This window comes from Kitasatospora sp. NPDC051914 (genome assembly GCF_040680995.1).
Taxonomy (GTDB): Bacteria; Actinomycetota; Actinomycetes; order Streptomycetales; family Streptomycetaceae; genus Kitasatospora.
Genome location: NZ_JBFAXX010000001.1, coordinates 128,712 through 145,741 on the forward strand (window position 1 = coordinate 128,712; position 17,030 = coordinate 145,741).

General features: G+C 74.4%; 14 protein-coding genes and 2 pseudogenes. 11 read left to right on the forward strand and 5 right to left on the reverse strand.

Features of this window, described 5'->3' with window-relative positions; all coding sequences use genetic code 11:
* Positions 1 to 36: 36 nt before the first annotated feature.
* Positions 37 to 207: pseudogene (locus AB0M03_RS00610) on the reverse strand (DsbA family protein); the annotation flags it as partial.
* A gap of 71 nt (positions 208 to 278) precedes the next feature.
* On the opposite strand from AB0M03_RS00610, the gene AB0M03_RS00615 reads away from it, so the two are divergent.
* The 3 genes from AB0M03_RS00615 to AB0M03_RS00625 all read left to right on the forward strand — a co-directional run bounded on the left by AB0M03_RS00615 (position 279) and on the right by AB0M03_RS00625 (position 3,485).
* Positions 279 to 1,355, forward strand: coding sequence for a hypothetical protein (locus AB0M03_RS00615; RefSeq protein WP_363486811.1), 1,077 nt, complete (start codon positions 279 to 281; stop codon positions 1,353 to 1,355).
* A gap of 441 nt (positions 1,356 to 1,796) precedes the next feature.
* Positions 1,797 to 2,375: a HutD family protein gene (locus tag AB0M03_RS00620; RefSeq protein ID WP_363486813.1), complete on the forward strand. Its 579-nt coding sequence runs from the start codon at positions 1,797 to 1,799 to the stop codon at positions 2,373 to 2,375.
* Positions 2,376 to 2,549: 174 nt separating this feature from the next.
* Positions 2,550 to 3,485, forward strand: a complete 936-nt coding sequence (locus AB0M03_RS00625; protein WP_363486815.1) for an arginase family protein — start codon at positions 2,550 to 2,552, stop codon at positions 3,483 to 3,485.
* Between the two features lie 60 nt (positions 3,486 to 3,545).
* On the opposite strand, the gene AB0M03_RS00630 is transcribed toward AB0M03_RS00625, so the two are convergent.
* Positions 3,546 to 3,821 carry a hypothetical protein gene (locus tag AB0M03_RS00630; protein ID WP_363486817.1) on the reverse strand — a complete coding sequence of 92 codons (276 nt, stop codon included), beginning with the start codon at positions 3,819 to 3,821 and terminating at the stop codon, positions 3,546 to 3,548.
* Between the two features lie 198 nt (positions 3,822 to 4,019).
* Between AB0M03_RS00630 and AB0M03_RS00635 the strand changes: the two genes are divergently transcribed.
* The 3 genes and pseudogenes from AB0M03_RS00635 (at position 4,020) to AB0M03_RS00645 (ending at position 8,014) form a co-directional block, all read left to right on the forward strand.
* Positions 4,020 to 4,664 carry a dihydrofolate reductase family protein gene (locus tag AB0M03_RS00635; protein WP_363486819.1) on the forward strand — a complete coding sequence of 215 codons (645 nt, stop codon included), beginning with the start codon at positions 4,020 to 4,022 and terminating at the stop codon, positions 4,662 to 4,664.
* 445 nt (positions 4,665 to 5,109) lie between these two features.
* Positions 5,110 to 5,520 (forward strand): annotated as a pseudogene (locus AB0M03_RS00640) (DUF4968 domain-containing protein); the annotation flags it as partial.
* A 235-nt stretch (positions 5,521 to 5,755) separates the two neighbouring features.
* Positions 5,756 to 8,014: a TIM-barrel domain-containing protein gene (locus tag AB0M03_RS00645; RefSeq protein WP_363486821.1), complete on the forward strand. Its 2,259-nt coding sequence runs from the start codon at positions 5,756 to 5,758 to the stop codon at positions 8,012 to 8,014.
* 72 nt (positions 8,015 to 8,086) lie between these two features.
* On the opposite strand, the gene AB0M03_RS00650 is transcribed toward AB0M03_RS00645, so the two are convergent.
* Together AB0M03_RS00650 and AB0M03_RS00655 are read right to left on the reverse strand one after the other, a co-directional pair.
* Positions 8,087 to 8,386 (reverse strand): hypothetical protein, encoded by a 300-nt coding sequence (locus tag AB0M03_RS00650; protein ID WP_363486823.1) that lies wholly within the window; start codon positions 8,384 to 8,386, stop codon positions 8,087 to 8,089.
* A 68-nt stretch (positions 8,387 to 8,454) separates the two neighbouring features.
* Positions 8,455 to 9,702, reverse strand: coding sequence for a glycosyltransferase (locus tag AB0M03_RS00655; protein WP_363486826.1), 1,248 nt, complete (start codon positions 9,700 to 9,702; stop codon positions 8,455 to 8,457).
* 200 nt (positions 9,703 to 9,902) lie between these two features.
* Between AB0M03_RS00655 and AB0M03_RS00660 the strand changes: the two genes are divergently transcribed.
* From AB0M03_RS00660 to AB0M03_RS00680, 5 genes are all read left to right on the forward strand, one after another.
* On the forward strand, positions 9,903 to 10,322 hold the full coding sequence (locus AB0M03_RS00660; RefSeq protein ID WP_363486828.1) for a PPOX class F420-dependent oxidoreductase: 420 nt from the start codon (positions 9,903 to 9,905) through the stop codon (positions 10,320 to 10,322).
* Positions 10,323 to 10,362: 40 nt separating this feature from the next.
* Positions 10,363 to 12,009 carry a molybdopterin-dependent oxidoreductase gene (locus AB0M03_RS00665; RefSeq protein WP_363486830.1) on the forward strand — a complete coding sequence of 549 codons (1,647 nt, stop codon included), beginning with the start codon at positions 10,363 to 10,365 and terminating at the stop codon, positions 12,007 to 12,009.
* A 167-nt stretch (positions 12,010 to 12,176) separates the two neighbouring features.
* A complete protein-coding gene (locus tag AB0M03_RS00670) occupies positions 12,177 to 13,538 on the forward strand; it encodes a DUF3533 domain-containing protein (RefSeq protein ID WP_363486832.1) in 1,362 nt (453 codons plus the stop codon).
* Between the two features lie 62 nt (positions 13,539 to 13,600).
* Positions 13,601 to 14,266, forward strand: coding sequence for a cytosine permease (locus AB0M03_RS00675; RefSeq protein WP_363486834.1), 666 nt, complete (start codon positions 13,601 to 13,603; stop codon positions 14,264 to 14,266).
* 322 nt (positions 14,267 to 14,588) lie between these two features.
* Positions 14,589 to 15,992 (forward strand): amidase, encoded by a 1,404-nt coding sequence (locus AB0M03_RS00680; RefSeq protein WP_363486836.1) that lies wholly within the window; start codon positions 14,589 to 14,591, stop codon positions 15,990 to 15,992.
* Positions 15,993 to 16,012: 20 nt separating this feature from the next.
* Here the strand turns inward: AB0M03_RS00680 and AB0M03_RS00685 are convergent, their stop codons facing one another.
* Positions 16,013 to 16,978, reverse strand: a complete 966-nt coding sequence (locus AB0M03_RS00685; RefSeq protein WP_363486838.1) for an aldo/keto reductase — start codon at positions 16,976 to 16,978, stop codon at positions 16,013 to 16,015.
* Positions 16,979 to 17,030: the final 52 nt, after the last annotated feature.

Below are 17,030 nucleotides of genomic sequence, written 5' to 3' on the forward strand. Positions count from 1 at the left end.
CCGGATGCGCTTGAGTTCGAAGAGGCGGGGGAAGCCCATGACCCGGAAGGTGAGGTCGAGTTCGCGCCGGCTCTCGACCTCCGGCATCCAGCGGGAGGTGATCCAGGCGAACGGGCAGACGGGGTCGAAGAAGAAGTCGGCTTCGGTGGTCACCCGCCCGGGCCCAGGAGCCGATCCGGCGCCGGGGCAGGGCCATCGGCCCGCCATGACCGTGGGCCACTCGGTGCCGCCCGGGCCTGTCGGTGCGGGCGGGTACGGTGCTGTGCCCAGGAGGCCCGATGACGTTCCACGCCCGCCCGACCGGCACCGTTCTGCTGCCCGACGCCGCCGCGGTGGTCGGCGGCCACGCCCTGCTCCGGCATCCGTCCGGTTCGCGGCACGCCCTGCTGCGCGACGCGGGCACGATCCGGCTGGCCGACCTCCTCGCCGCGTTCGACGGGGGCCCGGGGCTGCTCGCCGTGGTGCCCGACCCGTGGCCGGGGTGGCGCAACAGCGCCTGCGGGGCGAGCGCCGACGGCAGCTTGATCGTCCTCGCCGGCCAGCGTTCCGTCCTCGCCCTGGAGGCGGACGGCCGGACCCGCTGGGAGTACCGGCACGGGTGCTGGGGCGACGGCCCGCACGCACACGGCAGCGCCGACGTGCCGTGCCACGGGCTCTGGTCCGGATCGTGCGCGGTGAGCCCCGACGGCACGCTGGTGTGGGCCCACGTCCTGCCGGACCTGGACCACGGCGACCTTGCGGTCGACTCGTACGAGGAGTGGCTGATCCTCGATGCCGCGGACGGGGCGGTGCCGGGCCGCGCCCGGCTCGAGGGCGGCACGGGCGGTTCGAACCACCTGCCGTACCCGGACGGAGCGCACATGCTGCTCTCCACCGGCCAGGGCCAGGACGGCACCCCCGCGTACCTCGGGCACTGGGACGGAACCGGGTTGACGGTCCGTGAGGTCGGTGACGGCTTCCGCATCCCGGTGGACGTCCATTCCAGCGGCCGGGCCTTCCTGAGCACCCCGCACGGCCGGGACGGCCTGCAGCTGCACCGCTCCACGGACGGACTCGTCGTGACTGAACGCGCAGCCGGCGACCTCGTCGCCGATGGCGACGAGGCACCGCGGTGGGGCTACGCCGCCGGATTCGTCGACGGCCACACCGTGATCGCCGCGGCCCACGACGCAGGTCGTCGCGAGGAGAGGCAGCACTGGCTGCTCGATGCCCTCACGCTGCGCCCGCTCGGCCCGGTCGCCTATCCGCGCCCGGTGGGCGGGTACCCGCTCGCCCTCGGCGACGGGAGCTGGCTGACCCCGGACGCCGGAGGCTCGGCACTGCTGCGCTGGAAGGGCGGCCGTACGGCGGCGTGACCGCTGTGGCCCACGGGCCCGGGACGCGCCCAGGGAGAAGGTGCTCAGGCAGGTCGGACGACCGGCTGCCGGAGAGCGTTGGATGCCGGTGCGGGAGGTTCCTCGTCGCCCTGTACGGCGTCGTCGGTGTGCTGGCACGACGGGCACAGTTCGTGCCGGCCGGCTTCGGTGATCACACTGCCCCAGCCGCGACATTCGGTGCAGCCTCGGGCGAGTGCGACGTTGGCACGGGGGGCAGGTGCGGGAGCGGGATGGGCTCCGTGATGCATGGGTGATGTCCTCGGTTGAGCGGTATCACTTCCATCCACTGTGTCATGGTTTGCCCGGAATCGGATGTGACGTGGATCTCCCGTGCGGTGCAGCGGCCGCGGTCCGGGCCCGGCGGGCGCGCCCGTGGCAGAATCGCCCGCGCACGGAGAACGGCGGAGGAACGGGGCGGGCGTGACCCTGGAAGTACTGCGGGCGAGCGAGCGGCAGGCCGTGCCGTGGCTGAACGGCGGCGGCGTGACCCGTGAGGTCGCCGCCCGGCCGGAAGGCTCCGGGATGACCGACTTCGACTGGCGGATCAGCCTGGCGGACGTCGACCGGGGCGGGCCGTTCTCGGGCTTCGCCGGGGTCGACCGCGTGATCACGCTCGTCGAGGGCACCGGGATGGCCCTCACCGTCGCCGGTACCGAGCAGGTGCTCGACGCGCCGTACCGGCCGTTCCCCTTCCCCGGCGACGCGCCCACCGACTGCCGGCTGCTCGCGGGCCCGGTCGTCGACTTCAACGTGATGACCCGGCGCGGCCGTGCGACGGCCGAGGTCGCGATCGCCCGCTCGGCCCGCCCGCTGCCCGTCCCCGCAGGCGCCGAACTGCTCGTCGTCTGCCTGGCCGGCACCGCCGAGCTCGCCCCCGCCGCACCGGAGGCCGCCCCGCTGCGGCTCGAGCGCTTCGACGCCGTCCTGCTCCGCGGCGACGGCGCCCGCCTCACCGAGGTCGACGGCGCCGCAGCCGTGGTCACCCTCGGCACCCCCTGAAGCCCCCGCCCCCGGCCGGGCAGCCGTGCCCGTGGTGTCGCAGCGCCTCCTCCCGCATAGCGCAGCCCCTCGTGCCCGAGTGACCCGTGGCCGGGTTCGAGGACGCGCCATAGGCTCGATCTGGATGCCGACCGCCCCCGGGGCGGCGGCCGCCCGAGCGGAGAGGGCCACCGGATGCCTCGCGAGATCGCACTGCTGGGAGTCCCGTCCTGCGCCGGCACCCACGGGCCCGGCCAGGAGAAGGCACCCGCCGCCGTTCGCGCCGCCGGGCTGGTCGACGGGCTGCGGGCCGCCGGGGCCTTCGTCCGCGACGACGGCGACCTGCCGGTGGTGCCGTTCCGCACCGACCCCGCGAACCGCGACCGGCAGAACCTCGGCCTGGTCGCGGAGGTCGCCCGGAGCGTCGCCGAGCGGGTCGGGCGGCTGCTCGACGACGGCGTCCTGCCGCTGGTCGTCGGCGGCGACTGCACCATCACCCTCGGCGTAGCCGCCGCCCTGGTCGCCCGGTGGCCGGACACCGGCCTGCTCTACTTCGACGGCGACCTCGACCTGTCGGTGCCCGGCACCGGGCTCTCCGGCATCCTCGACTCGATGGTGCTCGCCCACCTGCTCGGCGAAGGCGTCCCCGAACTGCGGGACATCGGACCGCGGACCCCGCTGCTCCCCGCCGAGTCGGTCATCGCCTTCGGCCACGATCCCGCCGAGGTCGGCCCGCACCACCAGGACGTCCTCACCGGCCACGGCCTGCGCACCCACCCCTGCACCGAGGTCATCGCCCCCGGCAGCGAGCCGATCGCCGCGGCCCGCACGGCCCGCCGCACCCTGGCGGCCGGGCACTCCCACCTCCTGCTGCACTTCGACGTCGACGTGATCGACTCCACCGAGCTGCCGCTCGCCAACTTCCCGCACTTCAACGAGGGTCTGCCGCTCGCGGTCGCCCTGGACTGCCTCGCCGAGTTCGCCCGGGCCCCGCAACTGGCCGCCGTCGTCGTCACCGAGATCAACCCCGACCACGACCCCGACGGCGGCATGGTGCGCACCCTCAGCGACGGCCTGGTCCGCGCCCTCACCACCCCGCCCGACACCGGCGGGGACACCGCCGTCCGCTGACCCGGCGTCCCGGCCGGCGCCGGACGGCCGGCTCCGCAGCAGCGCGCCCGGCGGGACTTCTCAGCGGGACTTCAGGGCCTCGTCGCAGGTGAGGCAGTGCCGGGTCGTCTGGGACGAGGGGTACCAAGGGTCGTCGGGGCCTTCGGGCCGGTAGGGCTCCTGCTCCAGGTCGCCGGTGTCCAGGCCGCAGAAGGTGGTGGCAGCGGGCCGGTCGGAGTCCTGGGGGTCGGGCGGTGCGGCGTGCACCCACCGGATGCGTGCGCCGACGTCGACCTCGCCGGCGTCCAGCACCTCCGTGGACGGTTCCAGTTCGAGGAGTACGACGACATCGGTCATGCCTCGACCTTGCCCCGCACGGCCGACCCGCGCATCCCGGCACAGGGGCCCACCCGGTCCGTGGCGCCGGCCGGCGGTCGCCCGGGCGGGCGACGCACGTCGTGGGCTGCGGCCGGTCGGCGCGGGGCGGGGATAGGGTCGCCGGGTGAGGGCCGGTCCCGGGGCGGGCCGGGCCGCCCGGAGGCTGGAGGTCACGTCGTGTCCCGAGTGCGCGTGCACAATTTCACCGTCTCGCTGGACGGCTACGGCACCGGTGAGGGGCAGAGCCTGGAGGCGCCGTTCGGGCACGCGGGGGAGCGGCTGCTCGACTGGTTCCACCACACCCGGACGTTCCGGCAGATGCAGGGGCAGGACGGCGGGGGGACCGGGCTCGACGACGAGATGGCCCGCGCCTGGGGCGAGGGGATCGGCGCCGAGATCATGGGCCGGAACAAGTTCGGCCCGCAGCGCGGCCCCTGGAAGGACCACGAGTGGACGGGCTGGTGGGGCCCGAACCCGGTCTTCCACACGCCGGTCTTCGTACTCACCCACCACCCCTGGCCCTCGGTGGAGATGGAGGGCGGCACCACCTTCCACTTCGTCGACGCCTCCCCGGCGGAGGTGCTCCGCCGGGCGCGGGAGGCTGCCGGCGGGCTCGACGTGCGGATCGGCGGCGGGGCGACCGTGATCCGCGAGTTCCTGGCCGCCGACCTCGTCGACCACCTGCACGTCGTGGTCGCACCGATCCTGCTGGGCCGCGGGGTCCGGTTCTGGGACGGACTCGAGGGCCTCGAACAGCGGTTCCACATCGAGTCCGTGACCACCCCGAGCGGCGTCACCCACCACACCTTCACCCGCCCGTAACGGCTGCTTCCGAGGGGCGCGGAGAACTGCATCGCGCGGTTCTCCGCGTCCCTTTGCGTCTGCCCGCTCTGCGCAATGCTACGCGCACCGATGCGCAATACTGCGCGAAATTCGGCTCGAACGCGCAATTGACGTCACCTGGTGCCTCTGCTGTCATGTCATTGCTCGACTGCCCCTGCGCGTCCGCCAGTTGAGCCATCGGACCCCGCAGACCTCCTGAGGAGGCACCCCCGTGCGATCCGCTCCACCCTTCGTCGTGCCGCGGCCCGGGAGCCCCGGCTCCCGTCGCACCGCCCTCGCCCCGGCCCTTCTGCTCATAGCGGCGCTCGTCGCCGTCCTCGGTCCGGCCGCCCCAGCCCGGGCCGCAACTCCCGGGAACGTCACGGGAATCAGCCGCAGCGGCAACACCTTCACGGTGACCGCGTCCGGCGGGGCCGCCGCCCGGGTGGTCCTCGCCAGGGCCGACATCCTGCGCATCTGGCTGTCCCCGACCGGCGCGTTCACCGACGACCCGGCCGGCACCGACCTCGCCGTGAAGACCGACTTCGGTGCCGTGAACGCCACCCTGACCGACGCGGGCAGCCACTACCGGATCGCGACCTCGGCGGTGAGCCTGCACATCACCAAGTCGCCGCTCACCTTCGCCCTTTACCGGGCCGACGACGCCACACTGCTCTGGGCCGAGTCCCAGCCGACCAGTTGGACCGGCACGCAGACCACCCAGTACCTCGCCCGCGGCGCCGACGAGCAGTTCTACGGCACCGGGCTGCGGCTCGGCGAGTGGGCACTGCGCGACAAGACCGTCCCCGTCGCGGTGTCCAACTCCTGGAAGGAGAACACCAACGCCAGCCCGGCGCCGTTCTACATGTCGACCAACGGCTACGGCGTGATGCGCAACACCTGGGCCCCCGGCTCGTACAGCTTCGGCGCGCCGACCGCGCTCACCCACGACGAGAAACGCTTCGACGCCTGGTACTTCGTTCCTCGCACCGGTCTGGGGCCTCGAACTCGGCAACGCCGACTGCTTCAACGCCTCCAACCCCGACTACAGCGGCGACCACGACCGGCTGCGCCACCAGACCACGCCGGACGTGGCCGGCTACGCCGCCGACGCCCGGGCCGCCGACATGCCCTCCGGCTGGTTCCTGCCCAACGACGGCTACGGCTGCGGCTACACCGACCTGCCGAACACCGTGGCCGCCCTGAAGGCCAAGGGCTTCAACACCGGGCTGTGGACCTCCACCGGCCTCGGCGGCATCGACTGGGAGGTGGGGACGGCCGGTTCGCGTGCGGTGAAGACGGACGTCGCCTGGATCGGCGGCGGCTACAAGCAGGCCTTCGCCGGCGTCCAGCAGGCCGTCGACGGCATCGAGAACAACTCCGACGCCCGCCGCTTCGTCTGGACGGTGGACGGCTGGGCCGGCACCCAGCGCAACGCCGTGGTGTGGACGGGCGACACAAGCGGCACCTGGGACGCCATGCGCTGGCACGTCCCGGCGATCGCCGGCGCCGGCCTGTCCGGGCTCAACTACGCCTCCGGCGACGTGGACGGCATCTTCGGCGGCAGCCCCAAGACCTATGTCCGCGACCTGCAGTGGAAGGCCTTCACCCCGGCGTTCATGACCATGTCCGGCTGGGGCGCCACCAACCCCGCCGCCGGCTACCAGGACAAGCAGCCCTGGCGCTTCGCCGAGCCGTACCTGTCGATCAACCGCAAGTACCTGCAGCTGAAGATGCGGCTGACGCCCTACCTGTACACGATGAGCCGCAACGCCACTGACACCGGCGTGCCCGCCACCCGCGCCATGGTGCTGGAGTACCCGGACGACCCGGTCGCCCGCGGCAATGCGACCAGCGGCCAGTTCATGGCCGGCGACTCCTTCCTGGTCGCCCCGGTGGTCTCCGACACCGCAGTCCGCGACGGCATCTACCTGCCCGCCGGGAACTGGACGGACTACTGGACGGGCAAGGTGTACACCGGTCCCGGCTGGCTGAACGGCTACAGCGCGCCGCTCGACACCCTGCCGCTGTTCGTCAAGTCCGGTGCGATCGTGCCGATGTGGCCGCAGATGAACTACGCGGGCGAGAAGCCCGTCTCCCGGCTCACCTACGACGTCCACCCGCGCGGCAGCTCCACCTTCACCCTCTACGAGGACGACGGCACCACCCGCGCCTACCGGTCCGGCGCCTTCTCCCGGCAGAAGGTGGACGTGACCGCACCCACCGCAGGCAGCGGCGACGTGACCATCGCGGTCGGCGCCGCCGACGGCAACTGGACCGGCAAACTACCGTCCCGTGACTACGAGTTCACCGTCCACGCGGCGGCCGCCCCGAGCAGCGTCAGCATCGGAGGCACCGCACTGCCCGCACTGTCGAGCCGCAGCGCCTACGACGCGGCGACCACCGGCTGGTACTTCGACCCGGCCGACCGCTCCGGCGTGCTGTGGGTGAAGACCGGCGCGCGCTCCTCGGCGTTCACCGTCACCGCCGCCGGGCTCACCCTGCCCTCCGGCACCCCCGTCCCCGTCTCCTCCGGCATCCCGACCGCGGGCTGGTCCCTCGTCCAGGTCGACAGCCAGGAGACCGCGGCGGAGAACGGCGCAGCCACCAACGCCTTCGACGGCAACAACGCCACCATCTGGCACACCCAGTGGTCGGGCACCGCGGCCCCGCTGCCGCACGACATCCGGATCGACCTCGGCGCCCGCTACACCGTCGACGGGCTCAGCCAGCTCCCGCGCCAGGACGGCGGCGTCAACGGCCGGATCGGCCGGTACGAGGTGTACGTCTCCGACTCCACCACCGACTGGGGAGACCCGGTCGCCACCGGCACCTTCCCCGACAGCGCAGCCCTGCAGCGGATCACCTTCGGCGCGAAGGACGGCCGCTACCTGCGGCTGCGCGCCCTCACCGAGGCCGGCAACCGCGGGCCGTGGACCAGCACCGCCGAGATCGGCGCCACCGGCCGGGCCGTCCCGCTGCCGAGCAACGCCACCCTGGTCAACGGCGCCTCCGGCACCTGCATCGACCTGCCGGGCAGCGTCACCGCCCCCGGCACCCGGCCGACCCTCTACAGCTGCCACGGCGGCGGCAACCAGCGCTGGACCCTGCGCACCGACGGAGCGCTCACCGGCCTCGGCGGGGTCTGCCTCGACGGCTCGGCGGCCACCGTCGCCGTGCAGACCTGCAACGGCTCCGCCGGCCAGCGCTGGCAGCAGGGCCCGCAGCTCGCCCTCGTCAACGGCGGCCGGTGCCTCGCCCCGCGGGGCTCCGGCACCGCCAACGGGACCGAACTCGTCCTCGCCACCTGCAACGGCGGCACCGCACAACGCTGGACACCCACCGCGTAACCGCGAAACCCCGTGATCCCGGGCCGTCGGCCGCCCCCGCGGTGGCCGACGGCCCGGCCGCGTCGGCGGCCCTCAGCCGCCGACGGAGGCCGCGATCTGGGCGTACTCGTGCGCGGCGGCCCACAGCTCGCCCGAGGTCGGCCGCATGCCGGGCAACGCGTTCATCGCGGCCTCGGCGTTCATCGCGGCGAAGCCCCACAGCTCGCGCCGCTCGCCCCGGGCGGCGCCCTCCGCCCGGCGCAGCGCCGCCAGCAGGGCGGTGCCGGTCATCAGGTCGGCCGGCGAAAGGTCCAGGAACGACCACGGGCCCGGCGGGGCCTGGTCGAACAGGTCGGGCGGCTGCGCCGCACCGCGTGAGGTGGTGTCGTTCATGCGGCACACCCTTGCACCTGGATCTGACACGCCGTCGGTGCCGGACGCAGGGCCGCCCGCGGTGGCGGTCAGCCGGCCGATCGGCCGACGGCGGCGAGGACGGGCGCAACACCGTCCTCCGTGCGCAGGCGTGCGGCCAGCGCCTGTGCCCGCAGGCGGTACCCGGGGTCGGCGGTGGCCCGCCGCAGCGCATCGGCGAGGACACCGGCGTCCAGCCGGCGCAGCGGGACGGCACAGGGCGCCGTGCCGAGCGCGGTGAGCCGCCCGGCCCAGAAGGCGGCGTCGAACTGGACGGGGACGGGTACGGACGGCACTCCGGCCCGCAGCGCGGCCGCGGCGGTGCCCGCGCCCGCGTGGTGGACCACGGCCGCCACGTGCGGGAACAGCAGGCTGTGCGGCACGTCGCCGACCGTCAGCACGTCGTCCCCCTCGGCCTGCAGGCCGCTCCAGCCGCGCTGGACGACGCCGCGCAGCCCCGCGGCGCGCAGGGCCCGGACGACCGTCCGGGCGACCCGCTCGGGATCGGGCACCGTGGCACTGCCCAGCCCGACGAAGACCGGCGGCGGACCGGCCGCCAGGAAGTCGGCCAGCTCGGCGGGCAGGCGCTGCCCCGGCCGGTCGTACGGCCACCAGTAGCCGGCCACTCGCAGTCCGGGCCGCCAGTCCCGGGGCCGGCGCACGACCAGCTCGCTGAAGCCGTGCAGGACCGGCCAGTCGGTGCGCTCGCGGGCACGGCGGACGGACCGCAGGCTGCGCGGCGGCAGCCCGAGGTCCGCGCGGACGCGGCGGATGCTGTCGGTGAAGATGGCGTCCACGGCGGCATTGACGGCCCGGCCGGCCAGTCTGTTCCCGGTCGGCCCCCAGGACCGGGTGCCGATCACCGGCGGCCCGAACTCGGTCGTGGCGGCCAGCGGTTGCAGGTGCAGGCCGATGCTCGGCAGGTGCAGTCCCTCCGCCACGGTGTGGCCGAGCGGGGCGACCGGCGCGGACAGCAGCAGCAGGTCGTGGCCGCGGGCGGCCTCGAGCAGCCCGTCGGCCATCCCGCCGACCAGTGACCTGGCCATGGGGACGAGCCGGGCGAACCTGGTGACACCGCCCGCGCTGCGGTGCAGCCCCTGCCCGCGGGCCGACTCCAGCACCGCCCGCGGATCGACGGGCAGCGGATGGAAGTCCAGCCCGGCGGCCTCCGCGAGCGGCGCGAACCGGGCATGCGTCACCAGCGTGACCCGGTGGCCCGCCGAGGCCAGCTCGTGCCCGAGGCCCGTGAACGGGGCGACGTCACCACGCGAACCCGCCGTCATCACCGCGACACGCATGATCGCAAGTATCGCCCGGCCACCCGCCCGGGCCCGGGACGGCGCGCCCACCCGACTCGTGGGAAGAGCTTCTGACGGCACGCCGACTGATTCCGCGCCGCCACGGGCGGACACCCGGCGGGCCGTGGAATCCGGGAAACCGCGTGGCGACGCCGTACGCTGCTGGAGCGTCCCCGACCGACGACTCCCAGGAGTGACGTATGCCGAGGCTCCCGCTTCCCGACGAGGCCGTCGCCATGCTGGGCAGGCCCAATCCTGCGGTGATCGCGACCCTGCGGCCCGACGGGCAGCCGGTCTCGGTGGCGACCTGGTACCTCTGGGAGGACGGCCGGGTGATGGTCAACATGGACGAGGGGCGCCGCCGCCTCGGCCACCTGCGCCACGACCCGCGGGTCACCCTCACCGTGCTCGACGAAGACTCCTGGTACACGCACCTGAGCCTGGTCGGCCGCGTCACCGAGATGTACGACGACACCGGCCTGACCGACATCGACCGCCTCTCCCGGCGCTACCTCGGCCACGACTACACGCAGCGCGGACGCGGCCGCGTCACCGCCTGGATCGAAGTCGACCGCTGGCACGGCTGGGGCGCCTTCCGTACCCGCCACCACCGGCACTGACCGCCCCCGCGGCACCCATCCGCACGGCCGTGCCGTCCGAATGGGGTGTGTGAGCGACGGACGAGAGCGAGCGGACGGGACGCCCGCCGCCGGCCCGGGCGGTCGGCGTGGACGGTGGACCGTCCTGGCGTGGGCCGGTCTTCTCGGGCTGGTGGCCGCCGGGCTGGCGGTGGGCGTCGGGGAGGCCGTGGCGGCCTTCACCGGGCCGGCCGGTGCGCCGGTCGTCGCGGTCGGGTCGGCCGCCATCGATTTGGCGCCCACCCCGCTGAAGGAGTACGCCGTCCGGACCTTCGGCACCCGGGACAAGGCCGTCCTCCTGCTGGGCATCCACACCGTGACGGCCCTGCTGGCGCTCCTGGCCGGCCTGCTGGCGTACCGACGGCCGGCTGCCGGTGCCGCGGTGGTGGCGGGCTTCGGCGGGCTCGGGGTGTGGGCCGCCGCGTCCCGTCCCGCAGCCGTCCCGACCGACGCCCTGCCCTCGGTGGCCGCGGGGATCGCCGGCGCGGCGGCCCTCTGGTGGCCGGCCCGCCTGCTGCGCGGCGCCACCACCGATCGCACGGCAGCGGCGCCGGCCGGCGAGCCCGGAGACGGGGCGGGCAGGCCGTCCGACGACCGGACGAGCCGGCGCACCGTGCTGGCCGCGACCGGTGCAACGGCCGCGGTGGCAGCCCTGGGTGCGGTCGGCGGCCGGGTGCTGGGCGAGAGCCGTACGGACGTGAGCGCCGCCCGGAGGGCGGTCCGCCTGCCCCCGCCGTCACGCGCGGCCGCGCCCCTGCCCGCGCACGTCCACCCCACGGTGCCCGGCCTTTCGCCGTTCACCACCGCCAACGCCGACTTCTACCGCGTCGACACCGCCCTCACCCTGCCGATGATCGACCCGCGCGCCTGGGCGCTGCGCATCCACGGCATGGTCGAACGCCCCACCGTGCTCACCTTCGACGAGCTGCTGCGCCGGCCCCTCGAGGAGATGGATCACACGCTGACCTGTGTCTCCAACGAGGTCGGCGGCCGGTACGCGGGGACGGCCCGCTGGCTCGGCGCCCCACTGCCCGCGCTGCTCCGCCGGGCCGGAGTGCGGGCGGGCGCGGACCAGCTGGTCGGCCGCTCCAAGGACGGCATGACGATCGGCACGCCGTTGGACGCGGTGCTCGACGGGCGCCGCGCACTGCTGGCCGTGGCGATGAACGGCGAGCCGCTGCCGGTGGCGCACGGCTTCCCGTGCCGCTCGCTGGTGCCCGGCCTGTACGGCTACACCTCGGCCACCAAATGGCTGGTCGACCTGGAGGTGACGCGCTTCGCCGCGTTCGACCCGTACTGGGTGAGGCGCGGCTGGGACCGCACCGGCGAGGTGCGGACGGCCTCCCGGATCGAGGTGCCGGCACCGTTCGCCCGCGTCCCTGCGGGGGACGTCACCGTCGCCGGGACGGCCTGGGCCACCCACCGGGGGATCGCTGTCGTGGAGGTCCGCATCGACGGCGGCGCCTGGCGTCCCGCGGACCTCTCGGCCGACGCCGGCCTTGACCTGTGGCGACAGTGGTCGCACACCTGGCGCGGCGCCGCCCCCGGCACGCACCGCATCGAGGTCCGGGCCACGGACACCGCCGGCGCCGTCCAACCGGAGGCCCGCAGACCACCCTTCCCCTCGGGCGCGACGGGTTGGCACAGCACCGTCGTCACGGTGGTCTGAGCACCTCCGCCGCGCCCGGGGCCGCCGGGGTGCGGGGCCGCGCGGGTGACACGCCTTCACGACCTCTTCGCAGTCGGGGGCAACCGCCCCCCGGCCGCGTACGGTCGATGTGGTCGGTCCCGTCCGACCCGCCACCGCGGCGGCGGGACGAGCGCAGGAGGTAACGGATGACCACGCCCGGCCCGCCGGACCCGCCCGAGCCGTCCGGCCCGCCGCCGGAGCCCGCCGGCCCGACCCCGCCCGCCGGTGGAGTGACGGCCCGGCAGGTGCTGGGCAATCCCAGGATCTGGATCCTCCCGACCGCACTGGTCGGGGTGGTCGCCTTCCTGCTGTCGGTGCTGTACATGGGCGGCATCCTCAACCCCCGCCTCGACCTGCACCGGCTGCCGGTGGGGCTGGTCAACACCGACCGCGGCGCCACCGTGAACGGGCAGCAGCAGAACCTCGGGGCGAACATCACCGCCGCGGTCGCCGCCGCGCCCGACCCCGACGAGCGGGTCAACTGGAAGATCCTCACCCCCGAGGAGGCCCAGGAGCAGCTCGCCTCCAACAAGCTCGCCGGGGCGCTGCAGATCCCCGCCGACTTCACCGCGGCCGTCGCCGGGCTCGGCCAACCGGCGGGTGCCACGTCAGCCCGTCCGACCGCAGTCGTGCTGACCAACCCGGGGGCGGGCAGCCTCGCCTCCTCCTTCGCGAGCTCGATCGCCACGGACGCCGCGCACCGCGCCTCGCTCGACCTGGGCAAGCAGCTGACGGCGGCCGCCGCACAGCAGACGGCGCAGCAGGGCACGCAGGTGTCCACGGCGTCGGCCCTGCTGCTCGCGGACCCGATCACGGTGGAGACCCGGGTCGGGCATCCGATCGGCCCGCACAGCGGGCTGGGGCTGAGCGCCTTCTACTACACGCTGCTGCTGGTGCTGGCGGGCTTCCTCGGCGGCAACGCCATCGGCAACGGCGTGGACGTGGCACTCGGCTACACCGACAACGAGCTGGGCCCCTGGCACACCCGGCGGCCGACCGTCCCGATCAGCCGCCGCCGCACATGGATCGTCAAGTCGGTGATGACCGCGGGGATCTCGCTGGTCAGCTCGGCCGTGATCATGCTGGGCACGATCGGCGTGCTCGACATGGACGCCTCGCACCTGCCGCTGCTGTACCTGTTCTCGGTGTGCGCGAGCGCGGCGGTCGGCCTCGGTGTGCAGGCGATCAATGCGACCTTCGGCGGGATCGGGCAGCTGGTCGGCATGTTCGTCTTCATCGTGCTGGCACTGCCGTCCTCCGGGGCGACGATCCCGCTGCAGGCGCTGCCGTCGTTCTACCGGTTCCTGGCCGAGTTCGAGCCGATGCGGCAGCTGAGCGACGGCGTCCGGGCGATCCTCTACTTCGACGCCCGCGGCGACGCGGGGCTGACCCGCGCCTGGATCATGATCGCCATCGGCACGGTGCTGGCCCTGGTCCTCGGCTACGCCATGACCACCTACTACGACCGCAGGGGCCTCCACCGCCTCTCCACCACCATGTCGGCCTAGGGGCGCCCCGACAGGGGCGGCCGGGGACGGTCAGAGGTCGGCTGCGCGGTGAGGTCGGCTCGATGGCGGCGACCACCCTCGACACGGCCGACCCGCAGAGCGCGCTCACCGCGATCCTGCCGTCCTGGTTCGGGCCCGCCTTCCTGCTGGCGATCGTCCTCGGCGCGGTCGCCAACAACGCCATGACCGCGTACAGCTCCGGCCTCGCCCTGCCGGCCATCGGCCTGCGCATCCGGCGCTCCCGCAGCGTCGCCCTGGACGGCGCGCTCGGCGTCGCGCTCACCCTGTACGCGCTGCTGGTCTCGAACTTCCTGGACACCGTCAACACCGTGCTCGAGTTCATGGTGGCGCTGATGGGCCCGACCGTCGCCGTGTACGCCACCGACATCCTGTGGCGGCGCAACCGCTACAGCGGGGCGGAGCTCACCGACGAGACGCCCGCCGGCCCGTTCTGGTACACCGCCGGCGTGAACCGGGCGGGCGCGACCGCCCTGGCCGCCGGCACCGCCGCCGCCGTGCTCTGCCTCGCCACCGTCCCCTGGACGGGGCCGGTCGCCGCCGCCCTGGGCGGCACCGACCTCTCGCTGCCGGCCGGCATCCTGGTCGCCTCCGCGGACTACGCGGTGATGATGCGCCCGCGCCGGCCCGCCGCCTCACCGCCGCCGGCGGTTTCCGGAAACCCGCCCGCCGCGCCGGACCCGCGGCGCGGCGGGTACCGGAACGGATAATTCCGCTCTTCGGCCCTTCCGTGCGGCGCAGCGCCGTGGCAGAGTGCCGACCCTGGGGAAGCGGGCGATGACCTGGTGGAACAGGGACCGCACGCTTCGCTGTGTAAGGCCGCCCGCGCACACGGGCGGTGCCGCGGTGCCCGGCAGTCCAACCGCCGCCGGGCCACCGTGAGCCCTCTCCCGACCTTCCCGACGCGCCGGTCCGCGACCGCCGCCGCGGTGTCCGCCACCCCGCCGGAGAGGGGGTGTCCAGCTGCCCCGGCCGACCCTAGAATGCGGAGCTCGCACGGCATTACTGACCGGTAGGGGCAAAGGGGTTCGGATGGCGGGGGAGCGGGTCCACGCATTCGGGGACGACGCGCTGGGCGAGCACGACGCGGTCGCCCTGGCACAGCTCGTACGGGAACGCCGGGTCAGCCCCGGCGAGTTGGCCGAGGCGGCGGCCGCCCGCGCCCGACGGATCGACGAAGCCCTCGACCCGGTCGCCTTCGCCGCCTACCAGGCACCGCACCGCGCCGCAGCGGACCCGGACGCACCCCTGCACGGCGTGCCCAGCTACCTCAAGGACAACGTCGACCTGCAGGGCATGCCCACCGGACAGGGCAGCGCCGCCTTCCGGGCCCGCCCCGCCCGCCGCACCGCGGGCTTCGCCGACCAGTTCCTCGGCACCGGCCTGGCCGTGCTCGGCAAGTCCCGGCTCCCCGAGTTCGGACTCAACGCCTCCACCGAGTACGCCGCCGCCCCGCCGGTGCGCAACCCCTGGAAGACCTCCCACTCGCCCGGCGCCTCCTCCGGCGGATCGGCCGCCCTGGTGGCCGCCGGCGTCGTCCCGATCGCGCACGCCAACGACGGCGGCGGCTCGATCCGCATCCCCGCAGCCTGCTGCGGCCTGGTCGGCCTCAAGCCCACCCGCGGCCGCCTCGTCGCCAACGACCAGGGCAAGCGCCTGCCCATCGACCTGGTGACCGACGGCGTCGTCACCCGATCCGTCCGCGACACCGCCGCCTTCTTCGCCGCCGCCGAACGCCACCACCGCAACCCCGCCCTGCCCCCGCTCGGCCTCGTCGAAGGCCCCGGCGACACCCCGCGGCGGATCGGCCTCGTCGTCGACTCACCGCTCGCCGCCAGCGACGAGGACACCCGCCGCGCCGTCGAGCAGACCGCACAGCGCCTGGAGGCCATGGGCCACCGCGTCGAACCGGTCGAGCTTCCGTTCGGCGAGGAGTTCTCCCGCGACTTCACCATGTACTGGGGCTACATCGCCTTCCTGATCGCCGTCACCGGCAAGCTGATGCTCGACCGCAGCTTCCGCGCCGACCGGCTCGACGGCCTCACCACCGGCCTGCGCCGCAGCTTCCGGCGCGAATTCCGGCACATCCCCGGTGCCCTGCGCCGCCTGCGCCGGGCCGAACAGGCCTACGCCGAACTGTTCCGCCGGCACGACGCCGTCCTCTCCCCGGTGCTCGCCCACACCGCCCCGCCGCTCGGCCACCTCAGCCCCAACGTGCCCTTCGAGGAACTGATGGAGCGGCTGCGCCGCTACGTCGCCTTCACCCCGGTCAACAACGTCACCGGCGCCCCCGGCATCGCCCTGCCCACCGGCAGCGCGGCCAACGGCCTGCCGGTCGGCATCCACCTCTCCGCCGCCCACGGCGCCGAACGCACCCTGCTGGAACTGGCCTTCGCCCTCGAGGCGGACCGTCCCTGGCGGCGCATCCAGGACTGACCGCGCCCGAGCAACACGCGTCAGCTGTAGAAGTTCCGCTCCCACCGGTGCTTGGCGAGCACGGCCAGCTGCTCGTCCGTCAGCAGCGGGCCGTCGCTCAGCGCGGTGTTCCGCTCCACGTTCCGCACGCTGCGCATCCCGGGAATGACCGTGGAGACGGCCGGCGCGGCGAGCACGAACCGCAGCGCGGTGGCCGCCATCTCCTCCCGGGGGATGCCCAGATCCTCGGTGATCGCACCGACTCGCCGCTCCACCTGCGCCGGGCGGTCGCCGCGGAAGTAGCGGCTGCGGAAATCGCCCTCCGGGAAGGTCGTCCCCGCCGTCATCCGGCCCGTCAGTCCGCCCTCGTCGAGCGCCACCCGGACGACCACGCCCACCCCGTGCTCGGCGCAGGCCGGGAACAGGGCATCGGCCGGGGACTGGTCGAACACGTTGTAGATGACCTGCACCGCGTCCACCACACCGCTGCGCACCAACTCCAGGGCGTTGCCCGGCTGGTGGTCGTTGATCGACACGCCGAACAGCCGGATCCTCCCCTCCTCCTTCAGCGCGGCGACCGTCTCCAGCCAGTCGCCGCGCCCGACCCACTCGTCGTTCCACACGTGGAACTGCAGCAGGTCCACCCGGTCGAGGCCGAGGGCGCGCAGACTCGTCGCCAGGCTCTCCCGGATGTGTGCGCCGGGGAACGTCTCCGCCGGGTCGAGCCCGTCCGGGGCCGGCCACACCCCGTTCTTCGGCGGCACCTTGGTCGCCACGTGCACCCCGTCGCCGGCGCGCTCGCGGACCACCCGGCCCACGATCCGCTCGCTCTCCCCGTAGCCGCGGGCCGTGTCGACGAAGTTCACCCCCAGGTCGATCGCCCGGTGCAGCGCCCGCACCGACTCGTCCTCCGTCGCCCCCACCCAGCTCGACGCGCCGATGCCCCACGCCCCGTAGCCGATCTCCGACACCGAAAGCCCACTGCGTCCCAGCTCGCGGTAGCGCACCGCGGCCCTCCTTCGTCGCCGAACGGAAACCCTCCGATGCGCCGACCCTACG

Bases quoted from the DNA above. Each gene is read 5' to 3' on its own strand.
- AB0M03_RS00615 (WP_363486811.1), top strand. From the start codon at position 279: ATGACGTTCCACGCCCGCCCGACCGGCACCGTTCTGCTGCCCGACGCC.
- AB0M03_RS00625 (WP_363486815.1), top strand. From the start codon at position 2,550: ATGCCTCGCGAGATCGCACTGCTGGGAGTCCCGTCCTGCGCCGGCACC.
- AB0M03_RS00630 (WP_363486817.1), bottom strand. From the start codon at position 3,821: ATGACCGATGTCGTCGTACTCCTCGAACTGGAACCGTCCACGGAGGTG.
- AB0M03_RS00650 (WP_363486823.1), bottom strand. From the start codon at position 8,386: ATGAACGACACCACCTCACGCGGTGCGGCGCAGCCGCCCGACCTGTTC.
- AB0M03_RS00655 (WP_363486826.1), bottom strand. From the start codon at position 9,702: ATGCGTGTCGCGGTGATGACGGCGGGTTCGCGTGGTGACGTCGCCCCG.
- AB0M03_RS00660 (WP_363486828.1), top strand. From the start codon at position 9,903: ATGCCGAGGCTCCCGCTTCCCGACGAGGCCGTCGCCATGCTGGGCAGG.
- AB0M03_RS00665 (WP_363486830.1), top strand. From the start codon at position 10,363: ATGGGGTGTGTGAGCGACGGACGAGAGCGAGCGGACGGGACGCCCGCC.
- AB0M03_RS00670 (WP_363486832.1), top strand. From the start codon at position 12,177: ATGACCACGCCCGGCCCGCCGGACCCGCCCGAGCCGTCCGGCCCGCCG.
- AB0M03_RS00675 (WP_363486834.1), top strand. From the start codon at position 13,601: ATGGCGGCGACCACCCTCGACACGGCCGACCCGCAGAGCGCGCTCACC.
- AB0M03_RS00680 (WP_363486836.1), top strand. From the start codon at position 14,589: ATGGCGGGGGAGCGGGTCCACGCATTCGGGGACGACGCGCTGGGCGAG.